The sequence below is a fragment of the Desulfobotulus mexicanus genome (genome assembly GCF_006175995.1).
Lineage (GTDB): Bacteria > Desulfobacterota > Desulfobacteria > Desulfobacterales > ASO4-4 > Desulfobotulus > Desulfobotulus mexicanus.
Genome location: NZ_VDMB01000005.1, coordinates 16,366 through 35,911, shown reverse-complemented (window position 1 = coordinate 35,911; position 19,546 = coordinate 16,366). Strand labels below are relative to the sequence as shown.

Below are 19,546 nucleotides of genomic sequence, written 5' to 3'. Positions count from 1 at the left end.
TTGTTCCAATGTTCCAACCCTCATTAAAGCAAGGAGAAGAACAGATGAGTCATCACAACAGCAGCAAGGGCGGGGTTTATCCTCCTCCGTCCCAGCCACAGCCACCATCCGGCAGTTCAGGACAGGGGCATGGTCATTTAACAGAACATGCCACTGGCCAGATTTCCGATGTGGGCATGCAGGGTGCAGCCATGGCAGCCGGCTCTGCCCAGCCCGGCCCGGATATGGGCCAGCCCCACTACGCTTCACAGCTTCCCGGAGCAAATCCCTATCAGGGGGCACCCATGGCACCGGATGAAACCCAGGCCGGTTATGCCTGGGGAGAAGGCGGTAATCCGGATATGGCGGCTTCTGTAGATTCCACGGGTGGGGAAAAGCAGGGTGGATATGGTAAGCAGACGGATAAGGCAGCAGATGGAACTGGCTGTGCCGATGCTGCTGCAGCACAACCAGCCCCTTCTGTAGCCCATGCTCCCCAGGACTATCCCATGCCGGGGCAGCAGCCTCCCCAGTTTGCACCTCAGGGCTATCCCATGCCGGGTCAGCAGCCTCCACAGTTTGCACCCCAGGGTTATCCCATGCCGGGTCAACAGCCTCCCCAGTTTGCACCTCAGGGYTATCCCATGCCGGGGCAGCAGCCTCCCCAGTTTGCACCYCAGGGCTATCCCATGCCGGGTCAGCAGCCTCCMCAGTTTGCACCYCAGGGTTATCCCATGCCGGGTCAGCAGCCTCCCCAGTTTGCACCTCAGGGCTATCCCATGCCGGGTCAGGCTCCTCAATTTGCACCCCAGGGTCAGCCCATGCCTAGGCAGGCTCCTCAATTTGCACCACAGGGATATCCCATGCCGGGACAGCCTCCTAAATTTGCACCCCAGGGATATCCCATGCCGGGTCAGCCTCCTAAATTTGCACCCCAGGGCTATCCCATGCCGGGTCAGCCTCCTAAGTTTGCTCCCCAGGGATATCCCATGCCAGGCCAGACTCCCCAAGAAGCCCCTCCTCAGGCCGAAGAGGCATCCTGCGGTCAGGGTACAAAGGAAAGCCCCGGAACCAGCCCTTCTGAAAAATCCGGACATGCGGGAGGATGCTGCAAGGGTTCCTCTGCCACATCTTCTTCCCACGCCATGCCGGGTTATGCACCTCCCTATCCCAACGGGGCACCCTTTTACGGGCCGCCTCCGGGAACAGCCCACGCAGGTCAGATGCCCAACCCTCAGGATATGGCCATGCACTATGGTCATCTTTATGGCCTGATCCGTGACGCAGCCAATGGACAGCCGGATATCTCTGGCTTCATGAATTTCTTCCAGACCGTGAGTTCAGACTTCTGGAAAGGGGCCCTGGTCGGTACGGGTATCACCCTTCTTTTCACAACGGATGCGCCAAAAGCCATGCTGGCAAAGGGCTTGGCCGGACTCTCCGGTGCCGCAGCTTCAGCAGAACAAACTTCATCTGAAAACAATACCCAGCCAAAAGAGGAGGCCGACCTATGAGCCGCATGGATATGCAGAACACAAACCCGACCAGCCTGCACATCGGTGTTGCGCCCAGAGCCTCCCTGGCCATGGGTGCTGCAGGAGCCCTTGTGGGAGGCAGCATCGCCACAGCAAAAAACATCCGAAGGGTAAAGGAGGATGAAATAACAAAGGAAGCAGCTGTCAAGGATGTGCTTAAGGAAAGTGCCACCACGGGTATAGCAACGGCCATTGGAACAGCAGCCGTGAGTGCGGTGGGGCTTCGGGGCACCCTTTCTCTCCTGGGGCTTCTTTCCGTAACCATTGGTGTAAAATACCTTGCTGACAAGGCTGTATCCGACAAAAAGGCCTGATTCCTTACATAAAACGGGACAACATGGGGGCTTCTTAAGAAATACAGCCCTGTCCCTTTCTGATCCATATATGAACAGGAGAACAATATGAGCCATAATAATACGCCCTACTATTACTACCCCCAGACAGGCTATAATTACGCTCCCCAGGAATATAATACCGCTTATTCCTATGGATATCAGGCTGACCCCAATGAGTATCTCGTACATTCCGATGGCCAGGCTTATTATCCACCCCAGGCACCGGGCAGCTATGAAAGCTGGGTGGATTTCCGCAATTCCGGCTATCTTAAAGGCTTTGTGGTGGGGGCTGCTGCCGCCCTTGTACTGACCAACCCAACCATACAGAAGGCCCTTGTGGGCGGTGTGGTGAAAATATGGTCTGCTGTACAGGGCGGAGTAGAGGAAGTTAAGGAACAGATTCATGATATCCGGGCTGAAATGAGCCAGAAGGAATCCTGATTATTTGATCATTATAATGAAATGAGAACAAAGGATTCCCGTAGGGGCGGGCAGGCACAGGTGCCTGCCCCTACAGCTCAATCCATCAACCCTTTTTATTATCAGAGGGTTATCGTTCAAGGGCAGGGAATCATTTTGAGCAGACTATAGGAGGCAGCCATGAATCCCATGGAATGTCAGGGGAGAAGCACAGCAGGGAAGGTATCCCGTGCTGGGGAAATCCGTAAGAAAAGGGACAGGGTGAAGCTGGGGCTGGCCCTCTGTCTGGGAGCAACAGTAGTCACGGGTCTGGTAAATTCAAAAAACTCCCGTCGTCTTCATGTGGCTGCCGGTGCTGCGCTGGTGGGCTTAAGTGCCTGGCATCATCTTCTCTACACCCCGAAAAAGAAAAAATCCCCATGAGTCGAATCCGATATATGCCAGACAATCCCTCTGTTCAGGTGGTACACAGCATTCCGGGAAGATTCCGTGTGAAAAGCAGAGTCTTCACCAATCCTGCCCTGGATCCCGACTATGTGACCGCCTTCATTGCCGCCCTTCCCGCTGTATTTCAGGTGCGCATGAACACAGGTTCCGGCTCCATTGTGGTGGAGCATGATCCCGGAGCCGATGTGCGGGATGAAATTATGATCCGGCTGAAAAACCTTCCCAATGAGGCATTCCTGCCGGAAGCTCCCCGGGGAAGCGGGCCGGATCTTTTTGAGGTGGGAACCCGCACCTTTGCGGCAGCCATAACCCCCTTTCTGCCCAGATCCCTTCAGGGTCCTTTTTCCTGGGCACTGTCCATTCCTACCCTTATGAACGGTGCTGAAACCCTTGTCACTGAAGGCCTTAAGGTGGAAGTGCTGGATGCTTCCGTAAGGCTGATGTCTCTGGCCCGGAAAAATTATTTTGTGGGTAACGCCGTGGGAGCTATGCTCTCCATGGCTGCCTACCTTGAAGAATCCAGCACCCGTCAGGCCAATGATCTTCTGAAAAACCTCCTTCGCCCCCAGGCAGACCGGCTCAGGGTGGAAAGGGATGGTGCCGAGGTTTTGATTGACTCGGATCAGGCCATGGTGGGGGATATTGTGATCTGCGGTCCCGGAGAAATGATTCCCGTGGACGGGCTTGTGATATCCGGCGAAGCTTCCGTAAATGCCTGTTCCATTACTGGAGAATCCTCTCCCGTCCATGCCCGTCCCGGAATAGAAGTGCTTTCCGGTGGTATCATTGAAGAAGGCAGGCTGAGGGTGGAAGCCCTGAATGTGGGCAAGGAAACCAGCATGGCCCGAATCGGAAAGTTTCTGGAAAAATCACTGCGAACCCAGTCCGGCCATCAGCGCTGGAGTAATACTCTGGCAGACCGGCTGGTGCCCCTGACCTTCGGCATTGGTCTTGGTGTTTACGCCCTGACCGGCTCAGCGGCCAGGGCCGCATCCGTACTGGCTGTGGATTATTCCTGTGCCATCAAGCTTGCAACGCCCGTGGCCGTGCGCACGGCCATGTACCATGCAGGCCAGAACGGGGTGCTGCTAAAGGGTGCCCAGGCCCTGGAGGCCCTGGGCAGTGTGGATACCCTTATTTTTGATAAAACCGGCACCCTAACCCACGGGCTTCTGGAACTTACGGATATTCTGCCTTTGGAAGATTTCACCGAAGATGAGGTACTGGCTCTGGCAGCAGGTGCGGAAGAACATTACGGTCACCCGGTTGCCAGGGCTGTTCTGAAGGCTGCCAGGGAAAAAAATCTCAGCCTGCCGCCCATAAGTCAGGTGGATTTCATTGTGGCCCACGGCGTTTCTGCCTATGTGGATGACAAGCGTGTACTGGTTGGAAGCCGCCACTTCATAGAAGAAGATGAGGGGATTTCCTGTACGCAGGTGGATGGTAAGGCGGACCTCCTTCAGGATGAAGGAAAAACCCTTCTGTATATGGCTCTGGAAGGAAGGCTTGTGGCACTCATGGCCCTAAGGGATACCCTGCGCAGCGAAGCTGGAGACACCCTGAAAGCCCTGAAAGCTTCAGGATTTAATCACCTTGTGATGCTCAGCGGAGATCAGCCGAGACCTGTACACGCCGTTGCGGATCAGTTAAAAGAGCTGGATGAGGTTCATGCAGGCCTGAAACCCGAGGACAAAGCCCGTATTGTGGCGAGGCTTAAGGAAGAAGGCAGAAAGGTTGCCTTTGTGGGGGACGGGGTGAATGATTCTCCGGCTCTGCTTTCTGCGGATGTGGGCATCTGCATGTCCGAAGGTGCTGATCTGGCAAGGGATGCGGCCCAGGTTATACTTATGAAAGATGATCTGAAAGGCCTTGTACTGGCAAGAAGCATTGCCCGGGACACGGCAAGGGTGCTGCATAATTCCCTCTGGTCTGCGGTGGGTATCAATTCAACCCTGCTGGTTCTGGCGGGTACGGGACGCATCAGCACCCTAACCTCCGCCGCCCTGCACAATGCATCAACCATCGGTATTCTGGCCTATGCTGCCATGAACAAAGGAGAACAGGATGCTCTTCAGTCTTGATCAGGCCCCCTGTAACAGGCCCCTGATCCTGTCCGAAATTAACGATGCCATACTCAGCGACCGTCTTGCCCGCATGGGAATCTATGCAGGAGATTCCCTGATGCGTCTGGATGAGGAAGTTCACCTTGTTCCGGTACGGATACACGGCCCCAGAGGTCATGTGGTACTGGCAGGAGGCATGGCTGCCAAGGTGATTGTTCACCATGATGACGGTCATAAAACCCCTGTTCTGGAAATGCTTCCCGGAGAAACGGGCCATGTGGAGGGCCTTGTATGCGGCAGCTCTCTGGCAGAAGGGCTTGAAATTCTGGGAATAAGGGAAAATGACAACCTGCGCATGGAACACAGGGTACCACCCATGAATTATCATATCCGCATGGGCAATGATCATTTTAAACTCACAGAAGGTATGGCCACCAAAATATGGGGCGAAATGGAAGGCCGGGAGCTGCAGTTTGCCATGGCAGGAAGGGGCAAACCCTTTCTCGTAAAACAGCTCATTGGTGGCAGCAGGGCTTTATCCATGCTGGACGGATTTTCCATTGCACCGGGAAAAACCCTTTTCCTTGAAGCCGTAACCCCGGCCCAGCCCATAGGCCATGGTGGACGAAATCAGGTGGTGGTGGGGATGAAAACAGGTCTGCGCCTTTATCTCAGGCCGGATCAGGCCCTAAGAATCCGGGTGATCCTGAACCAGGAAGCATCAGATGCTTCATAGCAGCAGGAAAGCAGCTTCTTCCAGACTGCCAAGAACACGCTCCGCACCGGTAAAAGATCCGCCACAGGCCATGGGGCCGGGAATCACCCAGCAGCAGAGACCTGCAGCCAGGGCCGCCCGCAATCCCCTTTCGGCATCTTCAATGACAAGGCAGTATTCCGGTTTACAATCCGCAAAGGTAAGTGCCTTGAGGTAGGGTTCCGGGTGGGGCTTGGAAAATTCCACATCTTCCCTGCAGATAACAAAATCAAAATACGGGGCAAAGCCCGTACGCCTGTGAATCCGCTCAAAGGGTTCCTTTTCCGAGCTGGTTACAACTCCTATGCGGAAATGCTCCGCCAGAAGAGGCAGTATACGGTCCACGCCGGGTATGGCAATGGGTTTTTCCGCAAGCAGTTCCATATGGTACTGCTTTCTTTTTTTTCTGAAGACTTCAAAAGCTGCCTGCGATACATCGCCAAGAATGGCATAAATCCCCTTAGAGGAGCGCAGGAAATATTTCTGAAAATCCTCAAGGCTCATGGTGATACCGTAATCTTTCAGGGCCAGCTGATTGGCCTCAAAATAGCATTTTTCCGTATCCACAAGCACGCCGTCGTTATCAAAGAAAATCGTTTTAAATCCTGTTTTCTTCATTATATTTCCAATGCGTTTTCAAAGAGTCTTATTCCCAATGTCTGTCCGGACGGGGAAAGAGTCTTATACTGTTTAGCAGAACATGTCTGCTTACGGTGTATTTATAAGCCCATGGTTTTTCCCCCGGCAAGTTCTTTCTCCTATGAAACCTGAACAGGCTCTGGAATCAAAAGCTATGGAAACCTTATAAAGAAATTTATCCCGAAGAATACGGATCTTGATTTTTGCTGTACTTATTTCCTACAATGACAAGTGAGGAGCTTTTCAAAATTTGTGAATCCTGTGCTTAAAGATAATTCATCCAGAGCGCTGCTGCTAAATCTCTCTGAATTATCGTAAAAAAAACTTTTGAAACCGATGGTCTTTTTGTACTCTGCCTCTGCTATGGGTAGTGCAGGTTAGCAGGTAACAACACACTTTAATTAAGGAGCTTGCCATGTACCAGTCCATAAAAAAAATTCTTTACGCCACAGACCTTTCTGAAACCGCAAGGGATGCCATGCGCTATGCCGTCAGTCTTACGGGCCGCTATGGGGCAGAGATGACAAGTCTCCATGTGGTGCCGGATATTTATGAGGAAATGACCCTGTCAACGGGCATTGACATGGATCTTTATTTTGGGATAGACCGATGGCGCTCCCTTACGGATGAGCGCCTTGCCAGTGCCAAGGAAGCCGTGCTGGAGCGCATCAGGGAAACCTGTGGGGAACTGAAGGAAGAAGTAGGTGACTGCCTTGCATCCTGTGAGAATGTCCTGGTCAAGGTGGGCCACCCAGTAAAAACCATCATTGATACTGCAATGGAAGGCGGCTATGATCTCGTGGTGATGGGAACCCGGGGACACAGCAAATTTGAGGATCTGCTTCTGGGCAGTACGGCCAATGGGGTTATCCGCCGCTGTCCCGTACCTGTCATGGTGGTACGCCTGGAAGCGCCGAAAGGCAGCTGATGGATGAGCTGCTGGTACAGTCGTTAATTTATTGATGGTCTGTTATTTTAATTTTTTTCTGCAGGAAAAGGAAGAAGCATGAAACGCTTTGGGATCTGTATTTTACTGATGATGATTCTGGCATGGGTACCTGCCCATGCCGGAATGGGGGTTGGCCTCTATGTGAACCAGTCTACTGTGGCAGGATCGCTGATGGTGGATATGGATACTGGAAACGGGTTTATGGTTGTGGGCGGAGAAGGTCTTTATAAGGATGATGATTATAAAATGGCGGCTGCTACCCTTGCCGTAAAAAATGATCAGTTCATGCCTGGCATCAGGTATATTGTTGGTTTCAAAGGATATTATATTGATGCTGACTATAAAAGATCCAGGTGGAACAGTACAGCAACAGGGCTTGCCTTTCTTTTTGGCATGGGATACGAGCTGGATGCAGCCATCAACCCTCTGCCCATTCCCGTAAGTATTGATGGACAGCTCATGGCCTCTCCCAAACCTCTGACCTGGCAGGACGGAGATTATTACTGGGAAGCCAGAGGCGGTCTTGGCTTCCACGTCCTTAAAAATGCCACCATCCGTGTGGATCTCCGGAAAATTTACGCAAGCTTTGAAGACAAGGGATACAAGTGGAGCAAGGATGATTATAACCTTCTTATTGGTTATGAAATCCGTTTCTGATCTGTCATTGCCAAAGGTATAAATAAAAAGCCCCGGCCCTTAAGGTCAGGGCTTTTTTTAAACCTTATTTTTTTGAAGATACTTTGGCAAATTTTGAAACCGGAGGATTGAAATACCCGTGCTTCATTTCAGGAAAAGTTTTTTGAAAATAGCGGATGAGAGAAACCATTCCCATGGCCGGACCCGGTGATGCCGCATCTTTCACCAGCCTGTAATAGCGCAGGGGATCAAAGTTGAGGTTGCGCCACTGGATCAGATGAACTGCGTGCTCTTTTAAAAAATGTTCCATGGCAGCCGCTTCTTCGGCACCGTCACTGACACCGGGGACATTGAGGTAATTGAGGGCCACATGGGCTCCCCGTTTTTCAGCCACATCCACACTTTTCAGCACATCGGAAAAGGTATAGCCCTTTGGCTGGAAATAGGCATTGTAAACAGCTTCCCTTCCGCTGTTCATACTGACCCGCATGGAATCCAGACCTGCCTCAAAAAGCCGATCCAGTACTACGGGAAGACTGGCATTGGTATTCATGTTCAGGGTGCCCCTGTCCGTTTTTTCCCGAATCAGCCGCAGGGCAGGTTCAATGACCTGGGCCGCCAGAAGAGGGTCACCCTCACAGCCCTGCCCGAAACTCACCACCGCATCCGGCACCCTTTCTATGTGAAGAAGGGCTATTTCTGCTATCTCCCTTGGGCTTGGGGTAAAGGCAATGCGGTTCTGGCAGCTCTGAAGCTCGGGGTTGTCCTGAAGGGAGATGCAGCCAAGGCAACGGGCATTACAACTGCGGGAGGTGGGCAGGGGGGCTTCATATCGGCCCAGAAAAAAGTTTTTTGCCGCAGGGCAGCCATAGATCAGGGCACAGTTTTTAATGTGCAGGAGCAACCGGTTTTTTGGCAGAAGGGACCGGATGCTGAGAACCCCTTCCTGCACCTTTTCCACGGGCATGCAGCGCAGATCCTGCCGGTCTTCCCTGTCCACCTGAAACACGGCTGAGGCAAAACCTTTTTTGGACCAGCCCACGGCTCCATAGGCAAAAAGAGGCAGAATCCTTGCGTTTTGCCGCTCCCTGTAGGCCGGAAGATGGGTGATGACATAGCCCGGAGAATTAAAGGCTGCCACAGGAAAGAGGGGCTGACCCGGCTCCCATGGGTTTTCGTCCATAACTTCCACCCGCTTTTTTCTGATATTCCACAGAAGGGGCATACGATCCGGCAGCAGCATGGTTTCACTGCCATGGGGCAGGGGAACCATGTCCTTTTCCCTTAGGGGCAGCAGACTTTCACCACACATGCCAAGGGCAGCATAGCCTTCAAGATCAAAAATTTCACCTGCGGCATTGGCCACAAGCCCCGGCACATAAGGGGATTCGTTTCCTTTTTTTCCTTTATAAGTTTTTTTTCCAGCCATGCCACTCACTACTTTCTTTATGCGGACGCCCTTTCCTTTGACAGCAAAAAGCGGCTCAGGTTATCGCTTCAGGTTGGAATGTATAAATCTTTCAAGCGTAATGCCAGGCACACAGCCATCCAGATGCTTCTGGACAGTCTGCACCTTTTGCATACCGGAAAAAAGGCAAAGCGGAAAGCCTTTCATACGGACATTGATATGTTGCAGGGCTTTTCTGCCCGAATGTTGGAATTGACAGAGAAACTGATTAAATTTATCAAAAATGGATCTTGAAAAGTTAAACCATGACAAACAGAAGTTTATTCTCCTGTAAATGATAAGAAAGATATGTCTCTGCTCCTTCACAAAATCTGTTCTGTTTTTTTTTACAGCAAAGTCTGCCCATGGTAATAACGAGACCTGATGTCGCAAAGCTTACCTGTGCCTGTTGTCCCATGGAAACAGAAATTCTGTCCGAAGCATTTAATTTTCTCACTGCAAAAGAATATGGCCCATGAACCCTGTAAATTTCTGGCAGCCCCGTCCCCTGAGCCTTCGGGCATCTTCTTTTCCCTTTCGCTTAGAGAGTATTCCCGTGGCTCTGCATCTGGTATGCATTCCGGATACAGTAGCAGCACTTTTTTCCGAAGAAGGGGAGTGGACTGCGTGGAGAACCCGGAAAAAACTTTTTGTTCCGGAAGTAGCTTTTCCTGAAGGTTTTTCAGAATCAGAAAAAGCCCGTTTCCATGGCTTTGCCGCTGCCAAAAGGCAGATGGAGTGGCTTTGTGGCCGCATGGCCGTCAAAAAACTCGTACAGGCTTTTTTATGTCCGGACAGACCTATGGCATCCATCGGGGTCGAGAATACGGAAAAAGGCGTTCCTTTTCTTCCGGATTTTCCCGGATATGCCCTTTCCATCAGCCATGGCGGCGATTATGCAGTAGCTGGTATTGTCCTTGAAAAAGGGGGGACGCTGGGTCTGGATCTGGAGCCGGACAGAAAGCGGGACACAGAAGCTTTAAGGCGTATGGCTTTTTCCGAAGAAGAATGGGCCTTTCTTTCCGGAAAGCCCGAAAGGGAGATTCTCCGTCACTGGACTTTAAAGGAGGCGGGACTGAAGCTTGTGGGGCAGGGCTTTCATCTGCCCCTGAAAAAGCTTGAAATTCTGCCAGAAGGGATGCGGGTGCACGGAAAGGATGTTTCTGGTGTGTCCTGCTGGACAGCGGATATCGAAGGGGGCCACCTTCTGAGTCTTCTGTACGGGAAGGATGAATTGACAGGATTTCAGCTTTATTCAGCCTCAGTCAAAATTTAACTGCTTACTCACGTTCGCGCTTTGGCAGTACCCAGTCCGGACGTGGGTAATGGCAGGTGTAGCCGTTGGGATAGTGCTCAAGATAATCCTGATGCTCGGGCTCTGCTTCCCAGAAATCCCCTGCAGGTTCGAGTTCCGTTACCACCTTGCCCGGCCATAATCCCGAGGCATTCACATCCATGATGGTGTCAAGGGCAACTTTCTTCTGCGTCTCGTTAAGATAGTAAATTGCCGAGCGGTAGGACGGTCCCCGGTCATTACCCTGTCGGTGAGTGGTTGTGGGATCGTGTATCTGGAAAAAGAATTCCAGAATGCGGCGATAGGAAATTTTCTCCGGATCGAAAAGAATTTCAAGGGCCTCGGCGTGGGTGCCGTGGTTGCGGTAGGTGGCGTTGGGAACATCACCGCCGGTGTAACCCACCCGGGTGGCCTCAATCCCCGGCAACTTGCGAATCAGATCCTGCATCCCCCAAAAACAGCCACCCGCCAGAACAGCGCGTTCCTGTGTCATGACCTGTCCTCCACCTGATTGAGGTAGTCCCCATAGCCCGCTGCTTCCATGTCATTGCGATGGATGAAGCGCAGCGAAGCAGAATTGATGCAATAACGCAGACCACCTCGATCCCTGGGGCCGTCGGGAAACACGTGCCCCAGGTGGCTGTCGCCATGAACCGAGCGAACTTCGGTTCGCACCATGCCATGGCTGACATCCTTCAGCTCATGAATATAGGCAGGCTCGATGGGTTTGGTAAAGCTTGGCCAACCGCAACCCGACTCAAACTTGTCTGATGACGCAAACAGTGGTTCGCCCGAAACGATATCCACATAGATGCCCGGCTCGGTATTATCAAGGTGCTCGCCCGATCCTGGTTTCTCGGTGCCGTTTTGCTGGGTCACACGGAACTGTTCCGGAGTCAGGGCGGCGATGGCAGTGTCGGATTTATTATAAGGATTCATTTGATCCTCCTTGATGGACTTCTGTGGTATTCACGTCTGTGTCGGGTTGCCCAAGCCATGGTTCAGGGCTTGCCGGAGCAACATCGGATGCTATCGCCTGCAACCCATTATTCTTCCATTTATTCGTAGTGGGTCCACATTCGAATGACTTTGACTGTTTTTTCATCATTGAGGATTTGGTAAACAATTCTGTGTTGTATGTTCAGTCTTCGTGAACAGGCACCGGATAAATCACCTACAAGTTTTTCGTAAGGCGGTGGCGTTTGATAGGGATTTTGTTTCAATACCCCAAGGATATCTTCTGCCTTTGATTTCAGGCCAGATGAGGAGATTTTTTTAGCATCCTTCTGAGCTTGTTTTGTAAAGACAACCTTCCAGCTCACCAGTCAAGTTCCTCATTACAATCGCCTATTGGAGTTTCAAGCCCTTCCAGAATGGATTCACGCATATTTGGAATGTTCAGAAGAAACAGGGTCTCTTGAATTGCTTTCCAGTCTTCTTCTGAGAGAAGCACAGCGTTTCCTCTTTTGCCTGTAATAATGACAGGCTCATGGGATGTCGATGCCTGATCAATAAGCCTGTAAAGATTTGAACGGGCTTCTGTTGCTGATAATATTATCATAGTACCTCCTTGACTTTTTATGAACGGTACGGCATAGCGTACGCCTTGTCAAGGTGATGTTTTGTAAGAACGTCTCAATCTGCCGACGCGTCAGCGATCAGCTGCATTGACTTGTTAGCTTTTGATATTTCAGTCTCTTCAACAGATTTCAGTTCTTTGCCTTTGGAGTTCTTCCATTCAATCAACCCATTTGCACTCCGCCCCATGATTACAGCGGCTGCCGCCGATGGACTGCTAAAAAGATAATCAGATGCCAAGACCAAATCCGCACCTTCTTTGACAATAATTTCATTGTCAATTAGCTCGTCCCTAAGAGCATTGAAACCCTTTGGAAATGACGGAACTGTATCAATAGCTACTTTGGAACCAGAAAATACAACAAATCCATCCGATGTTCTTTTCCCGCGACCATCTGCACCTCTGGCACCCTTCACGAAGAAAAACTCATCAGGCTCCTGAGAGTTCGATTCAGTTTTAATTAGTGGCTCAAAGACTTTGAAACCCATTGTGTTAATTAGAATTTTTATATACTCAATAAACTCTTCCATTTCTGCCTGATCGGACTCAGAAATAGAACTTCGTGTCGGAGTATTTCCGTTTTGAATATCGTACCTTCCTGCAGAAGTGGCAATTTCATAAAGACGGGATTCCAGATACTTGATGTGAGCTTTATTGAGATTTTCATCTTTGCTTATAAATACAACGGACTCATTCCAGAATTCCTTTTCAGACACATGCTGAACGAGACGAGAATAGGCATTTTCAGCTTCGCCTATATAAGCTTTTGGCTTTGAAGTGGAGGATTCAGCGCGACCAAACAAGAGATAAACAGAAGTTCCTTTTAAATCTTGTCTGTCTGAGCAATCTTTAACCTTTCCACGTGGTATTCGATATGCTTTTCCGTTCCAGTTCGATAGCTCACAAATCATCCTTCCATCAGGATCAGCATCCATCAGAAATAGCTTAATTGTCTTTCCATACTTCGTGGAATACATCCATTTTCTCCGAAAAAGCTAACGCTGTTAAGAAGGGGCACCGCTTTCCGGTGTACCTTTCCTTAAATTGTTAGAGGATTGGTCCCGAGCGATTAGCTCATACTCATTCTCACCTAACGACGGTAGTTCTGCACCCTTAACAATCGCCTCTCCAGCGGACGTAACATCCATAAAATTACGCTTGATACTCTCATCATTTTCTCTAGCAGCCAGCAAAGTTGGATGAATTGCCAGCGCACTATATGCGCTGCGGAAAGCAGCTCGTGATGCTTGGTCCAAATAAAGACAATTGACGTTATACCAATCTTGGCAGGCCATGACGACGTCCGCATTTTCCTCGCTATGAACCTTGGATATCATCTGTCTCCACAACAAGTATGCTTCCTGGTGAACCTGTAATCTTTTCTCTACAGCGGCGAATCTTAGCTGTTGGCGACCCTTAGCCTGTTCGAGGAGTAAATTATTCTGGTGTATTAATTCTTGTAGTTTCTCGCTGTACTCGGCCTTCACGGCCTCAACGTTTCGGGTTATTCGTTCAACATCCTCTTTCGTAGCTAGGTTTTTGCCTTTTTCACGAAGATAGGAAGGTAGGAACTGTCCCACTAGAAAGCCTATAAAAACTAAAATTGCTTCCATAATCTTCCTCTAGCAATGCAATAAGTGGAAATTTTCCATGTTAGCCGTCCCTATATCCGGAAAATTTTCCGTTTATTCTGGTATTCAAGGGTAAAACATAAAAAACCCTATCCCGCCTTTGTCCGTCTATCAAGAAAAAAATCAAAGTTTCCATTTATCCTGATATCAGAGGCCAAAACATGGAAAAAGGGACGAATTTCAGACCCGAACCAAATCTCACGCTTATGGATCAGGTTTATGCGGTTCTGCTGCGCTACCACCGCAAAGGTAACGGCAGGGCCTGAAGCCAAAGGTTTCTCTCTGACCTTATTTTTTTCATGAAATCGTTTTTTCAGTTTTCCCTTACAAAAAGCAGGGGCAGCAGCCCGAAAAGCCCCGTAAGCATGAGAAAGCCGAACTCCCCCCCATGGCGGTGGAAAGGCCCTTTTCTTCTTAAAAAAATGAGATAAAGAATCATTGCAAGGACAATCCCCCCAAAAGACCAGAGGCTGCCCTTTTGAAGCTGCAAGCTGGCCTGATTCTGCCAGGGGCTTTCAAGGCTTAAGGTGAAGGGAAAAAGAAAATCTTTAGCATTCCCGGCCATCTCTGAACCCGTCTGGGAAAAGGGCAGGGTGAAGGATTTCAGGGGCTGATACTCCGTATCCATGACAGTGGCATGCACCCTGTCTTCTCCCGTGAGGATCAGGGTGCGGTAAAGGGGATTGACGAGAAGCTTCACATCCATGCGCCGAGGGTCAAAGCCATCGAAGGGCAGGGGAATCAGTGCATAACTGTCCCAGGCAATGAGAAAAAGTTCTCCCTTTTCTGTCATGAGAATACCGTAGAATTCCCGCCTCTGGTTTTCCGATACCGCAATATCAAGAATCCCCATGTCCGCCGGAATGGTCGTTTTCCGGATATCCGGCTGATCCATTACCCTGCGGATATGAAAAACCCCGCCTTGGCTGTCCTTCACAAAATATCCCTCATCAAAGGGCTTGAGGTTGGTGGGATTGCCGCTGATGAGGGTGGCGGGGAAGGCAAAGCCCTTTTCCTTCAGGCTTTCCGTAAAAGACTTTGAAAGGGCCTCATCTTTGCGGTTAGTGTCGGCATTGATAAACTCCATGCCGTTTTCCGTGAATCGGAAGACATCTTCGGGAAAGGGGATCATGGCAATGCCGGGATCGTTATTGAAGAGGGGATAAAGGTCAATCTGCGGCCGTCTGCCCTTCAAATCTCTGGCTTTGATCTCAAAGGACTGACGCTGACTGCGGATGGTTTCCCGGTCAAAAATCTGTCCCCCAAGCGTAAGGGGGCCTTCGTTTCTCAGCTCGTAATTGCGGAAATAGACAAAGGGCAGGAGATCCTCAAAGGCCCCACGGTCAAATACCCTGCCCCCTTCATCCGCATACATGAATTGATGGCCGCCGAGGGACTTCTGATAGACAAAATCCTTCTGCACAGGACTGAAAAAGACAAGGGGGGCTTCACTCTTTTGGGTCCAGATTTTATCAAAAAGGGCGGGCAGGGTAAAAAAAATGGCAATCACTGCGAGTATGCGGGTGGCCCACCTAGAGAAGCGGTTCAGTATCATGATACACCTCCCTGACGGAATCTGCGGCCCGTATCAAGAACGCTCAGAAGGGCCAGAGGCGAAAGGAGAAGGAAAAAGGGCAGGGCCGGTGTCAGCCAGCCATAGCCGCTGCCTGCAAAGTGCAGGGAGCTAAGGGCCGTGAAAACAAGGGCATAAAAGACCCTGCGGGGCCAGGAAGGTTCAAGGAGAAGGTGCACGGCCCCAAGATAGGCGATGAGTCCGGCGTTAATCCATGGCAAAAGGGTGGGGAGAGAAGCCAAAGCCAGCTCACGGGGAAAATACCAGAGAAGAATCCCTGCCGTGAGCAGCAGATCCAGTACCGCAAGAACTCCGAGGTGAAAAAGACCCGCAAGGAGACATAAGAAAAGCATACGGTTCTGATCCATGGGAAGGTGCAGGGAGATTCTCATTCTCCGGCCGGAAATTTCCGGCATGAACTGGGCTGCGGCCAGCACAAGCCCTGTGATCAAGGGCAGATAACGCAGGGGATCATAAAAAAGGGTGTGCAGGTGAATGGCCTGATACCAGACCATCTCGCCGTGCTCCATCTGGATCAGCTGGCGAATATCGAGGAGTATTTTCATACATACACCAAGATTTACCAGAAGGGCCGCTGCAAAGTACCAGCGGAGCTTGAGCCATTCCTTCATAAAGAGAGATTGCCACATATCAGTATTTTCCCATCAGTCCGATGAAGCCGTCTTCAAGGCTCATGGGGCTTTGTTGAAGATCTTTAAGACGGATGCCAAGCCCCGCAAGGTGGCTTGTCAGATCGTCCATCTCCGCATAGGTGTAGAGAGTGATCCGGTTTCCGCGCTGCTCAAGGCCGGTGATGACAGTATCTTTTTGGAGGACCTGCCCATCTTCAGCGGTGAAGGTGAATTTTTTAAAGGAAGTCATGAAGTCTTTTAAGGGGGTTTTGGTGATGCGGCCCTGATCCAGAAAGAGAAGGGTGTCCACCAGCTGCTCCAGATCCTGAACAATATGGCTGGTCACAAAAACGGTTTTGTCTCCGGAAGCCACAAAATCATGGAGAACATCCAGAAAGAGGCGGCGGTAGCCCGCATCCAGACCCATACTGTAATCATCAAGGATTAAAAGGTCGGGATTCTGGGCCATGATTACACCCAGCACCACCTGTGAACGCTGACCACAGGACATCTGACCGACCCTATGGCGGTGCGAAAGCCCCATCCGGTTCACAAGGTCATAGAAGATGTCCCGGTTCCAGTCCGGATACCACCGTGAAAAGAACTTTTCCGTCTGGGCGATGGTCATGAATTCATAGGCCTGATGTCCTTCATGGAGAAGGCCCACCCGTTTTCTTAAGGAAGGAGAAAGGCTGTGGGAGTTTTCTCCAAGAACCAGACAGCGGCCTGATACGGGTTTGAGAAAGCCCATCAGGATGTTCACAAGGGTTGTCTTGCCCTGACCATTTTTACCAAGAAGCCCGCATACGGAGCCTCTGGGAACGGAAAAGCTGAGATCTTCATAAACGCTTTTCCCCTTGTACCGGTGGCAGAGCTTACTTACTTCTATGGCGTTCATTATCGGGTAATCTGCCTTCCGGGAAGGGTGACGCGGTGGTCGGCTCCTGCATCAAAGACCACCACAAAGGAGGTACGGGGTTTTTCAAAGGTGAATTCGGAATCTTCTCCCATGCGCCCCTGCATCAGAACCCTGTTGTCCGTGGATTCTATGCGCATGGTTACGCCTGCGGCGGAAGATCCGTCGGAAAAACCTCCCTGACAGGTGATGGTGTTGTCGCCGTTGTCACTGCACAGCACCATGGCCCTGTGGGCATGAACCAGAGGTACTGCTGCAAAAAGGATAAGGCTTAAAAAAAGGCTTTTGTAAGGCATGGTATAAAATCCTTATGAAATTCAAATTTCTGTTTTACAACCTTATTATGATTACTGAACCGATTTATCAAGGTCAACAAAAATTTGTCACGGCAAAAATACTTTTCATCTTCCCTGTAGCCTGCCATGGTTTTAATTTCCCAAACTTGGCTTTCTCCCTTATCTGTGTTGTTCCACGGTGCAGAAAAGTCCTGCTTTCCGGGATTAAATTGATTTTCCACTGTACACGGAGTGTACCAAGCTACACCTTAAGTGCATAATGCCCCGGAAAAACTGGCCTACTGGTCATCCCGTATTTTTCTTAAGATAAGCTGCACAAAGCCCCATAATCTTTTGCATTCAGGCCTTACACAGATAAAACAGATCTTTTCCAACTCTAAAGACTCTGCTTATGGCACATAATCTGCTACATGCCCTGTTCCGGTTCCTGCTCATGCTTTTGCTGAAATGAAGTAGATGACAGAAGCCGTATCATGATATGTACAGAAGCGCGTTTTCGCTGGAACCTCTTAAGCAAGGTGGCCTGAAGAGCTTATCGCTCCGGTATCTGCGTCAGATTTTTGCTGTAATGGAATAAATTTACAGTATTGTGCTGTAACGGGGGAGAATATATGAGCCGTACCATTGAAAAACTGCGTGAGCTGAAGCTCCGTGAAAATGAAGTCCTGAAAATGGGTGGTGAAGATGCGGTACGAAAGCATCAGGAAAAGGGAAAACTAACGGCCCGTGAAAGGCTCTTTCATCTTTTTGACCCCGGCACCTTTCAGGAGCTGGATGCTTTAGTCACCCATCGCTGCGTCCATTTTGGTATGGAAGACACCTTTATCCCGGCAGATGGCGTGATCACAGGCCATGGCCTGGTGGATGGCCGACCGGTCTTTGCCTATGCTCAGGATTTTACGGCAAGGGGCGGCAGCCTTGGAGAGATGCATGCCAAAAAAATTACCAAGGTGCAGGATCTGGCCCTGAAGGCTGGAGCGCCTGTGGTGGGTATGAATGATTCCGGTGGAGCCCGGATTCAGGAGGGGGTGGATGCTCTGGCGGGCTTCGGGGAGATTTTTACCCGCAATGCCGATGCTTCGGGTGTGATTCCCCAGATCTGCGCCATCATGGGTCCCACAGCGGGCGGGGCCGTATATTCTCCGGGTATGATGGACTGGGTTTTCATGGTGAAGAATTCCAGTTACATGTTCATCACAGGTCCGGACGTTATCCGGTCCGTAACAGGCGAAGTGATTGATTTTGAAAGCCTTGGCGGGGCCATGACCCATGCGGTGAAAAGCGGGGTAGCCCATTTTGCCGTGGATTCGGATATGGCCGCCATTGAGGGCATCCGGGAGCTTCTCACCTATTTTCCCTCCAATAATATGGAAGATCCGCCCGTAAAGGATCTGGGGGATGACCCCTTTCGGGTGGAACCGGCCCTGGACAGTCTGATACCCGATGCGGCCAATGCCGCCTATGACGTGCGTACCCTCATCGGACTTCTGGCCGATGGCGGAGAGATGTTTGAAACCCAGCCGCTTTTTGCTCCCAATATTGTGACGGGCTTTGTACGCATGAACGGAAGAAGCACCGGCGTTATTGCCAATCAGCCTTCCGTCATGGCGGGTTGTCTGGATATTGATGCATCGGACAAGGCGGCCCGCTTTATCCGGTTCTGTGATGCCTTTAACATTCCCCTCATCACCATTGCCGATGTACCGGGTTTTCTGCCGGGCAGCAGCCAGGAGTGGGGTGGTATCATCCGGCATGGGGCCAAACTCCTCTGGAGTTATGTGGAAGCCACGGTACCGAAAATTCTGCTCATTACCCGCAAGGCCTATGGCGGAGCCTACATTGCCATGAGCTCCAAGCATCTGGGGGCAGACATGGTTTTTGCCTGGCCCACGGCGGAGATTGCCGTGATGGGGGCCGAAGGTGCGGCCAATATCATCCATCGCAGGGAGATCAGGGAAGCACCGGACCCTGCCAGAACCCGAAGGGAAAAAATGGAAGCCTATGAATCCCTGTTCTCCAATCCCTGGATTGCCGCTTCGAGAGGCTATGTGGATGCGGTGATCCAGCCTTCGGAAACCCGGCCCCGTATCATTGGAGCCTTAGAGGCTTTGAGTTCCAAGCGGGTGCAGAAGCCTGCCAGAAAGCATGGTAATATCCCATTATAAAGTGGGAAGTGGGGAGTGGAAAACCTGTCACCTGAAGGAATTTTTGCCCATGATGGAAGAACAGAAGAAGATGGCTGCGGCCATGGCTGCGGTCATGGCCTGTATCAGGGATGGAGAGGCGGCTGCCCTGCGGCGTCTGGGTGCCAGCCCCCAGCGTCCTGCCGGAAAGCAGCCTAAAAATATCTGGAGTACGGCCGGACGCATGGATCAGATGCAGACGGCTCAGTATATGCAGCGGAAATCCTGACTGTAATTT

At 50.9% G+C, this 19,546-nt stretch carries 23 protein-coding genes; 11 read left to right on the top strand and 12 right to left on the bottom strand.

What is annotated here, in order from left to right; genetic code table 11:
* Positions 1–44: 44 nt before the first annotated feature.
* The 6 genes from FIM25_RS05530 to FIM25_RS05505 all read left to right on the top strand — a co-directional run bounded on the left by FIM25_RS05530 (position 45) and on the right by FIM25_RS05505 (position 5,515).
* Entirely contained in the window at positions 45–1,493 is a 1,449-nt protein-coding gene (locus FIM25_RS05530; protein WP_139447148.1) for a YML083C domain-containing protein, read from the top strand.
* Complete coding sequence (locus tag FIM25_RS05525) at positions 1,490–1,828, top strand: magnetosome protein MamC family protein (protein ID WP_139447146.1); 339 nt, start codon at positions 1,490–1,492, stop codon at positions 1,826–1,828. The genes FIM25_RS05530 and FIM25_RS05525 overlap by 4 nt, the downstream gene beginning before the upstream one ends.
* Before the next feature lie 87 nt (positions 1,829–1,915).
* A complete protein-coding gene (locus tag FIM25_RS05520; RefSeq protein WP_139447144.1) occupies positions 1,916–2,290 on the top strand; it encodes a YtxH domain-containing protein in 375 nt (124 codons plus the stop codon).
* 159 nt (positions 2,291–2,449) lie between these two features.
* Positions 2,450–2,692 carry a hypothetical protein gene (locus FIM25_RS05515; RefSeq protein ID WP_218961287.1) on the top strand — a complete coding sequence of 81 codons (243 nt, stop codon included), beginning with the start codon at positions 2,450–2,452 and terminating at the stop codon, positions 2,690–2,692.
* Entirely contained in the window at positions 2,689–4,797 is a 2,109-nt protein-coding gene (locus tag FIM25_RS05510) for a heavy metal translocating P-type ATPase (protein WP_246052025.1), read from the top strand. Before FIM25_RS05515 ends, FIM25_RS05510 begins: the two co-directional genes overlap by 4 nt.
* Positions 4,781–5,515, top strand: coding sequence for a FeoA domain-containing protein (locus FIM25_RS05505; RefSeq protein ID WP_139447141.1), 735 nt, complete (start codon positions 4,781–4,783; stop codon positions 5,513–5,515). Before FIM25_RS05510 ends, FIM25_RS05505 begins: the two co-directional genes overlap by 17 nt.
* On the opposite strand, the gene FIM25_RS05500 is transcribed toward FIM25_RS05505, so the two are convergent.
* Positions 5,510–6,151: an HAD family hydrolase gene (locus tag FIM25_RS05500; RefSeq protein ID WP_139447139.1), complete on the bottom strand. Its 642-nt coding sequence runs from the start codon at positions 6,149–6,151 to the stop codon at positions 5,510–5,512. The genes FIM25_RS05505 and FIM25_RS05500 overlap by 6 nt on opposite strands.
* Positions 6,152–6,587: 436 nt before the next feature.
* Here FIM25_RS05500 and FIM25_RS05495 point away from each other — a divergent pair, with 436 nt between their 5' ends.
* Both FIM25_RS05495 and FIM25_RS05490 read left to right on the top strand, forming a co-directional pair.
* Complete coding sequence (locus FIM25_RS05495; protein WP_139447136.1) at positions 6,588–7,100, top strand: universal stress protein; 513 nt, start codon at positions 6,588–6,590, stop codon at positions 7,098–7,100.
* Positions 7,101–7,178: 78 nt separating this feature from the next.
* On the top strand, positions 7,179–7,778 hold the full coding sequence (locus FIM25_RS05490; RefSeq protein ID WP_139447135.1) for a YfaZ family outer membrane protein: 600 nt from the start codon (positions 7,179–7,181) through the stop codon (positions 7,776–7,778).
* Positions 7,779–7,842: 64 nt separating this feature from the next.
* Here the strand turns inward: FIM25_RS05490 and FIM25_RS05485 are convergent, their stop codons facing one another.
* Complete coding sequence (locus FIM25_RS05485) at positions 7,843–9,186, bottom strand: radical SAM family protein (protein ID WP_139447133.1); 1,344 nt, start codon at positions 9,184–9,186, stop codon at positions 7,843–7,845.
* Between the two features lie 493 nt (positions 9,187–9,679).
* Between FIM25_RS05485 and FIM25_RS05480 the strand changes: the two genes are divergently transcribed.
* Entirely contained in the window at positions 9,680–10,480 is an 801-nt protein-coding gene (locus FIM25_RS05480; RefSeq protein ID WP_139447131.1) for a 4'-phosphopantetheinyl transferase family protein, read from the top strand.
* Between the two features lie 4 nt (positions 10,481–10,484).
* On the opposite strand, the gene msrA is transcribed toward FIM25_RS05480, so the two are convergent.
* The 10 genes from msrA to FIM25_RS05430 form a co-directional block, all read right to left on the bottom strand.
* On the bottom strand, positions 10,485–10,991 hold the full coding sequence (gene msrA / locus FIM25_RS05475) for a peptide-methionine (S)-S-oxide reductase MsrA (RefSeq protein WP_139447129.1): 507 nt from the start codon (positions 10,989–10,991) through the stop codon (positions 10,485–10,487).
* Entirely contained in the window at positions 10,988–11,437 is a 450-nt protein-coding gene (gene msrB, locus FIM25_RS05470) for a peptide-methionine (R)-S-oxide reductase MsrB (RefSeq protein ID WP_139447127.1), read from the bottom strand. Before msrB ends, msrA begins: the two co-directional genes overlap by 4 nt.
* A gap of 119 nt (positions 11,438–11,556) precedes the next feature.
* A complete protein-coding gene (locus tag FIM25_RS05465; RefSeq protein WP_139447125.1) occupies positions 11,557–11,820 on the bottom strand; it encodes a Txe/YoeB family addiction module toxin in 264 nt (87 codons plus the stop codon).
* Entirely contained in the window at positions 11,817–12,059 is a 243-nt protein-coding gene (locus FIM25_RS05460; protein WP_139447123.1) for a type II toxin-antitoxin system Phd/YefM family antitoxin, read from the bottom strand. Before FIM25_RS05460 ends, FIM25_RS05465 begins: the two co-directional genes overlap by 4 nt.
* A gap of 74 nt (positions 12,060–12,133) precedes the next feature.
* Positions 12,134–13,012 carry a GIY-YIG nuclease family protein gene (locus FIM25_RS05455; RefSeq protein ID WP_218961285.1) on the bottom strand — a complete coding sequence of 293 codons (879 nt, stop codon included), beginning with the start codon at positions 13,010–13,012 and terminating at the stop codon, positions 12,134–12,136.
* Positions 13,013–13,081: 69 nt separating this feature from the next.
* Positions 13,082–13,690, bottom strand: coding sequence for a hypothetical protein (locus tag FIM25_RS05450; protein WP_139447119.1), 609 nt, complete (start codon positions 13,688–13,690; stop codon positions 13,082–13,084).
* A gap of 331 nt (positions 13,691–14,021) precedes the next feature.
* Entirely contained in the window at positions 14,022–15,263 is a 1,242-nt protein-coding gene (locus FIM25_RS05445) for a DUF4857 domain-containing protein (protein WP_139447117.1), read from the bottom strand.
* Positions 15,260–15,931 (bottom strand): hypothetical protein, encoded by a 672-nt coding sequence (locus FIM25_RS05440; RefSeq protein ID WP_139447115.1) that lies wholly within the window; start codon positions 15,929–15,931, stop codon positions 15,260–15,262. The genes FIM25_RS05445 and FIM25_RS05440 overlap by 4 nt, the downstream gene beginning before the upstream one ends.
* 1 nt (position 15,932) lies before the next feature.
* A complete protein-coding gene (locus FIM25_RS05435) occupies positions 15,933–16,811 on the bottom strand; it encodes an ABC transporter ATP-binding protein (protein ID WP_139447113.1) in 879 nt (292 codons plus the stop codon).
* Positions 16,811–17,125, bottom strand: coding sequence for a hypothetical protein (locus FIM25_RS05430; RefSeq protein WP_139447111.1), 315 nt, complete (start codon positions 17,123–17,125; stop codon positions 16,811–16,813). The genes FIM25_RS05435 and FIM25_RS05430 overlap by 1 nt, the downstream gene beginning before the upstream one ends.
* Positions 17,126–17,736: 611 nt before the next feature.
* Between FIM25_RS05430 and FIM25_RS05425 the strand changes: the two genes are divergently transcribed.
* Together FIM25_RS05425 and FIM25_RS05420 are read left to right on the top strand one after the other, a co-directional pair.
* Positions 17,737–19,290: an acyl-CoA carboxylase subunit beta gene (locus tag FIM25_RS05425; protein WP_139447109.1), complete on the top strand. Its 1,554-nt coding sequence runs from the start codon at positions 17,737–17,739 to the stop codon at positions 19,288–19,290.
* Between the two features lie 49 nt (positions 19,291–19,339).
* Entirely contained in the window at positions 19,340–19,537 is a 198-nt protein-coding gene (locus FIM25_RS05420; protein WP_139447108.1) for a hypothetical protein, read from the top strand.
* Positions 19,538–19,546 lie beyond the last annotated feature (9 nt).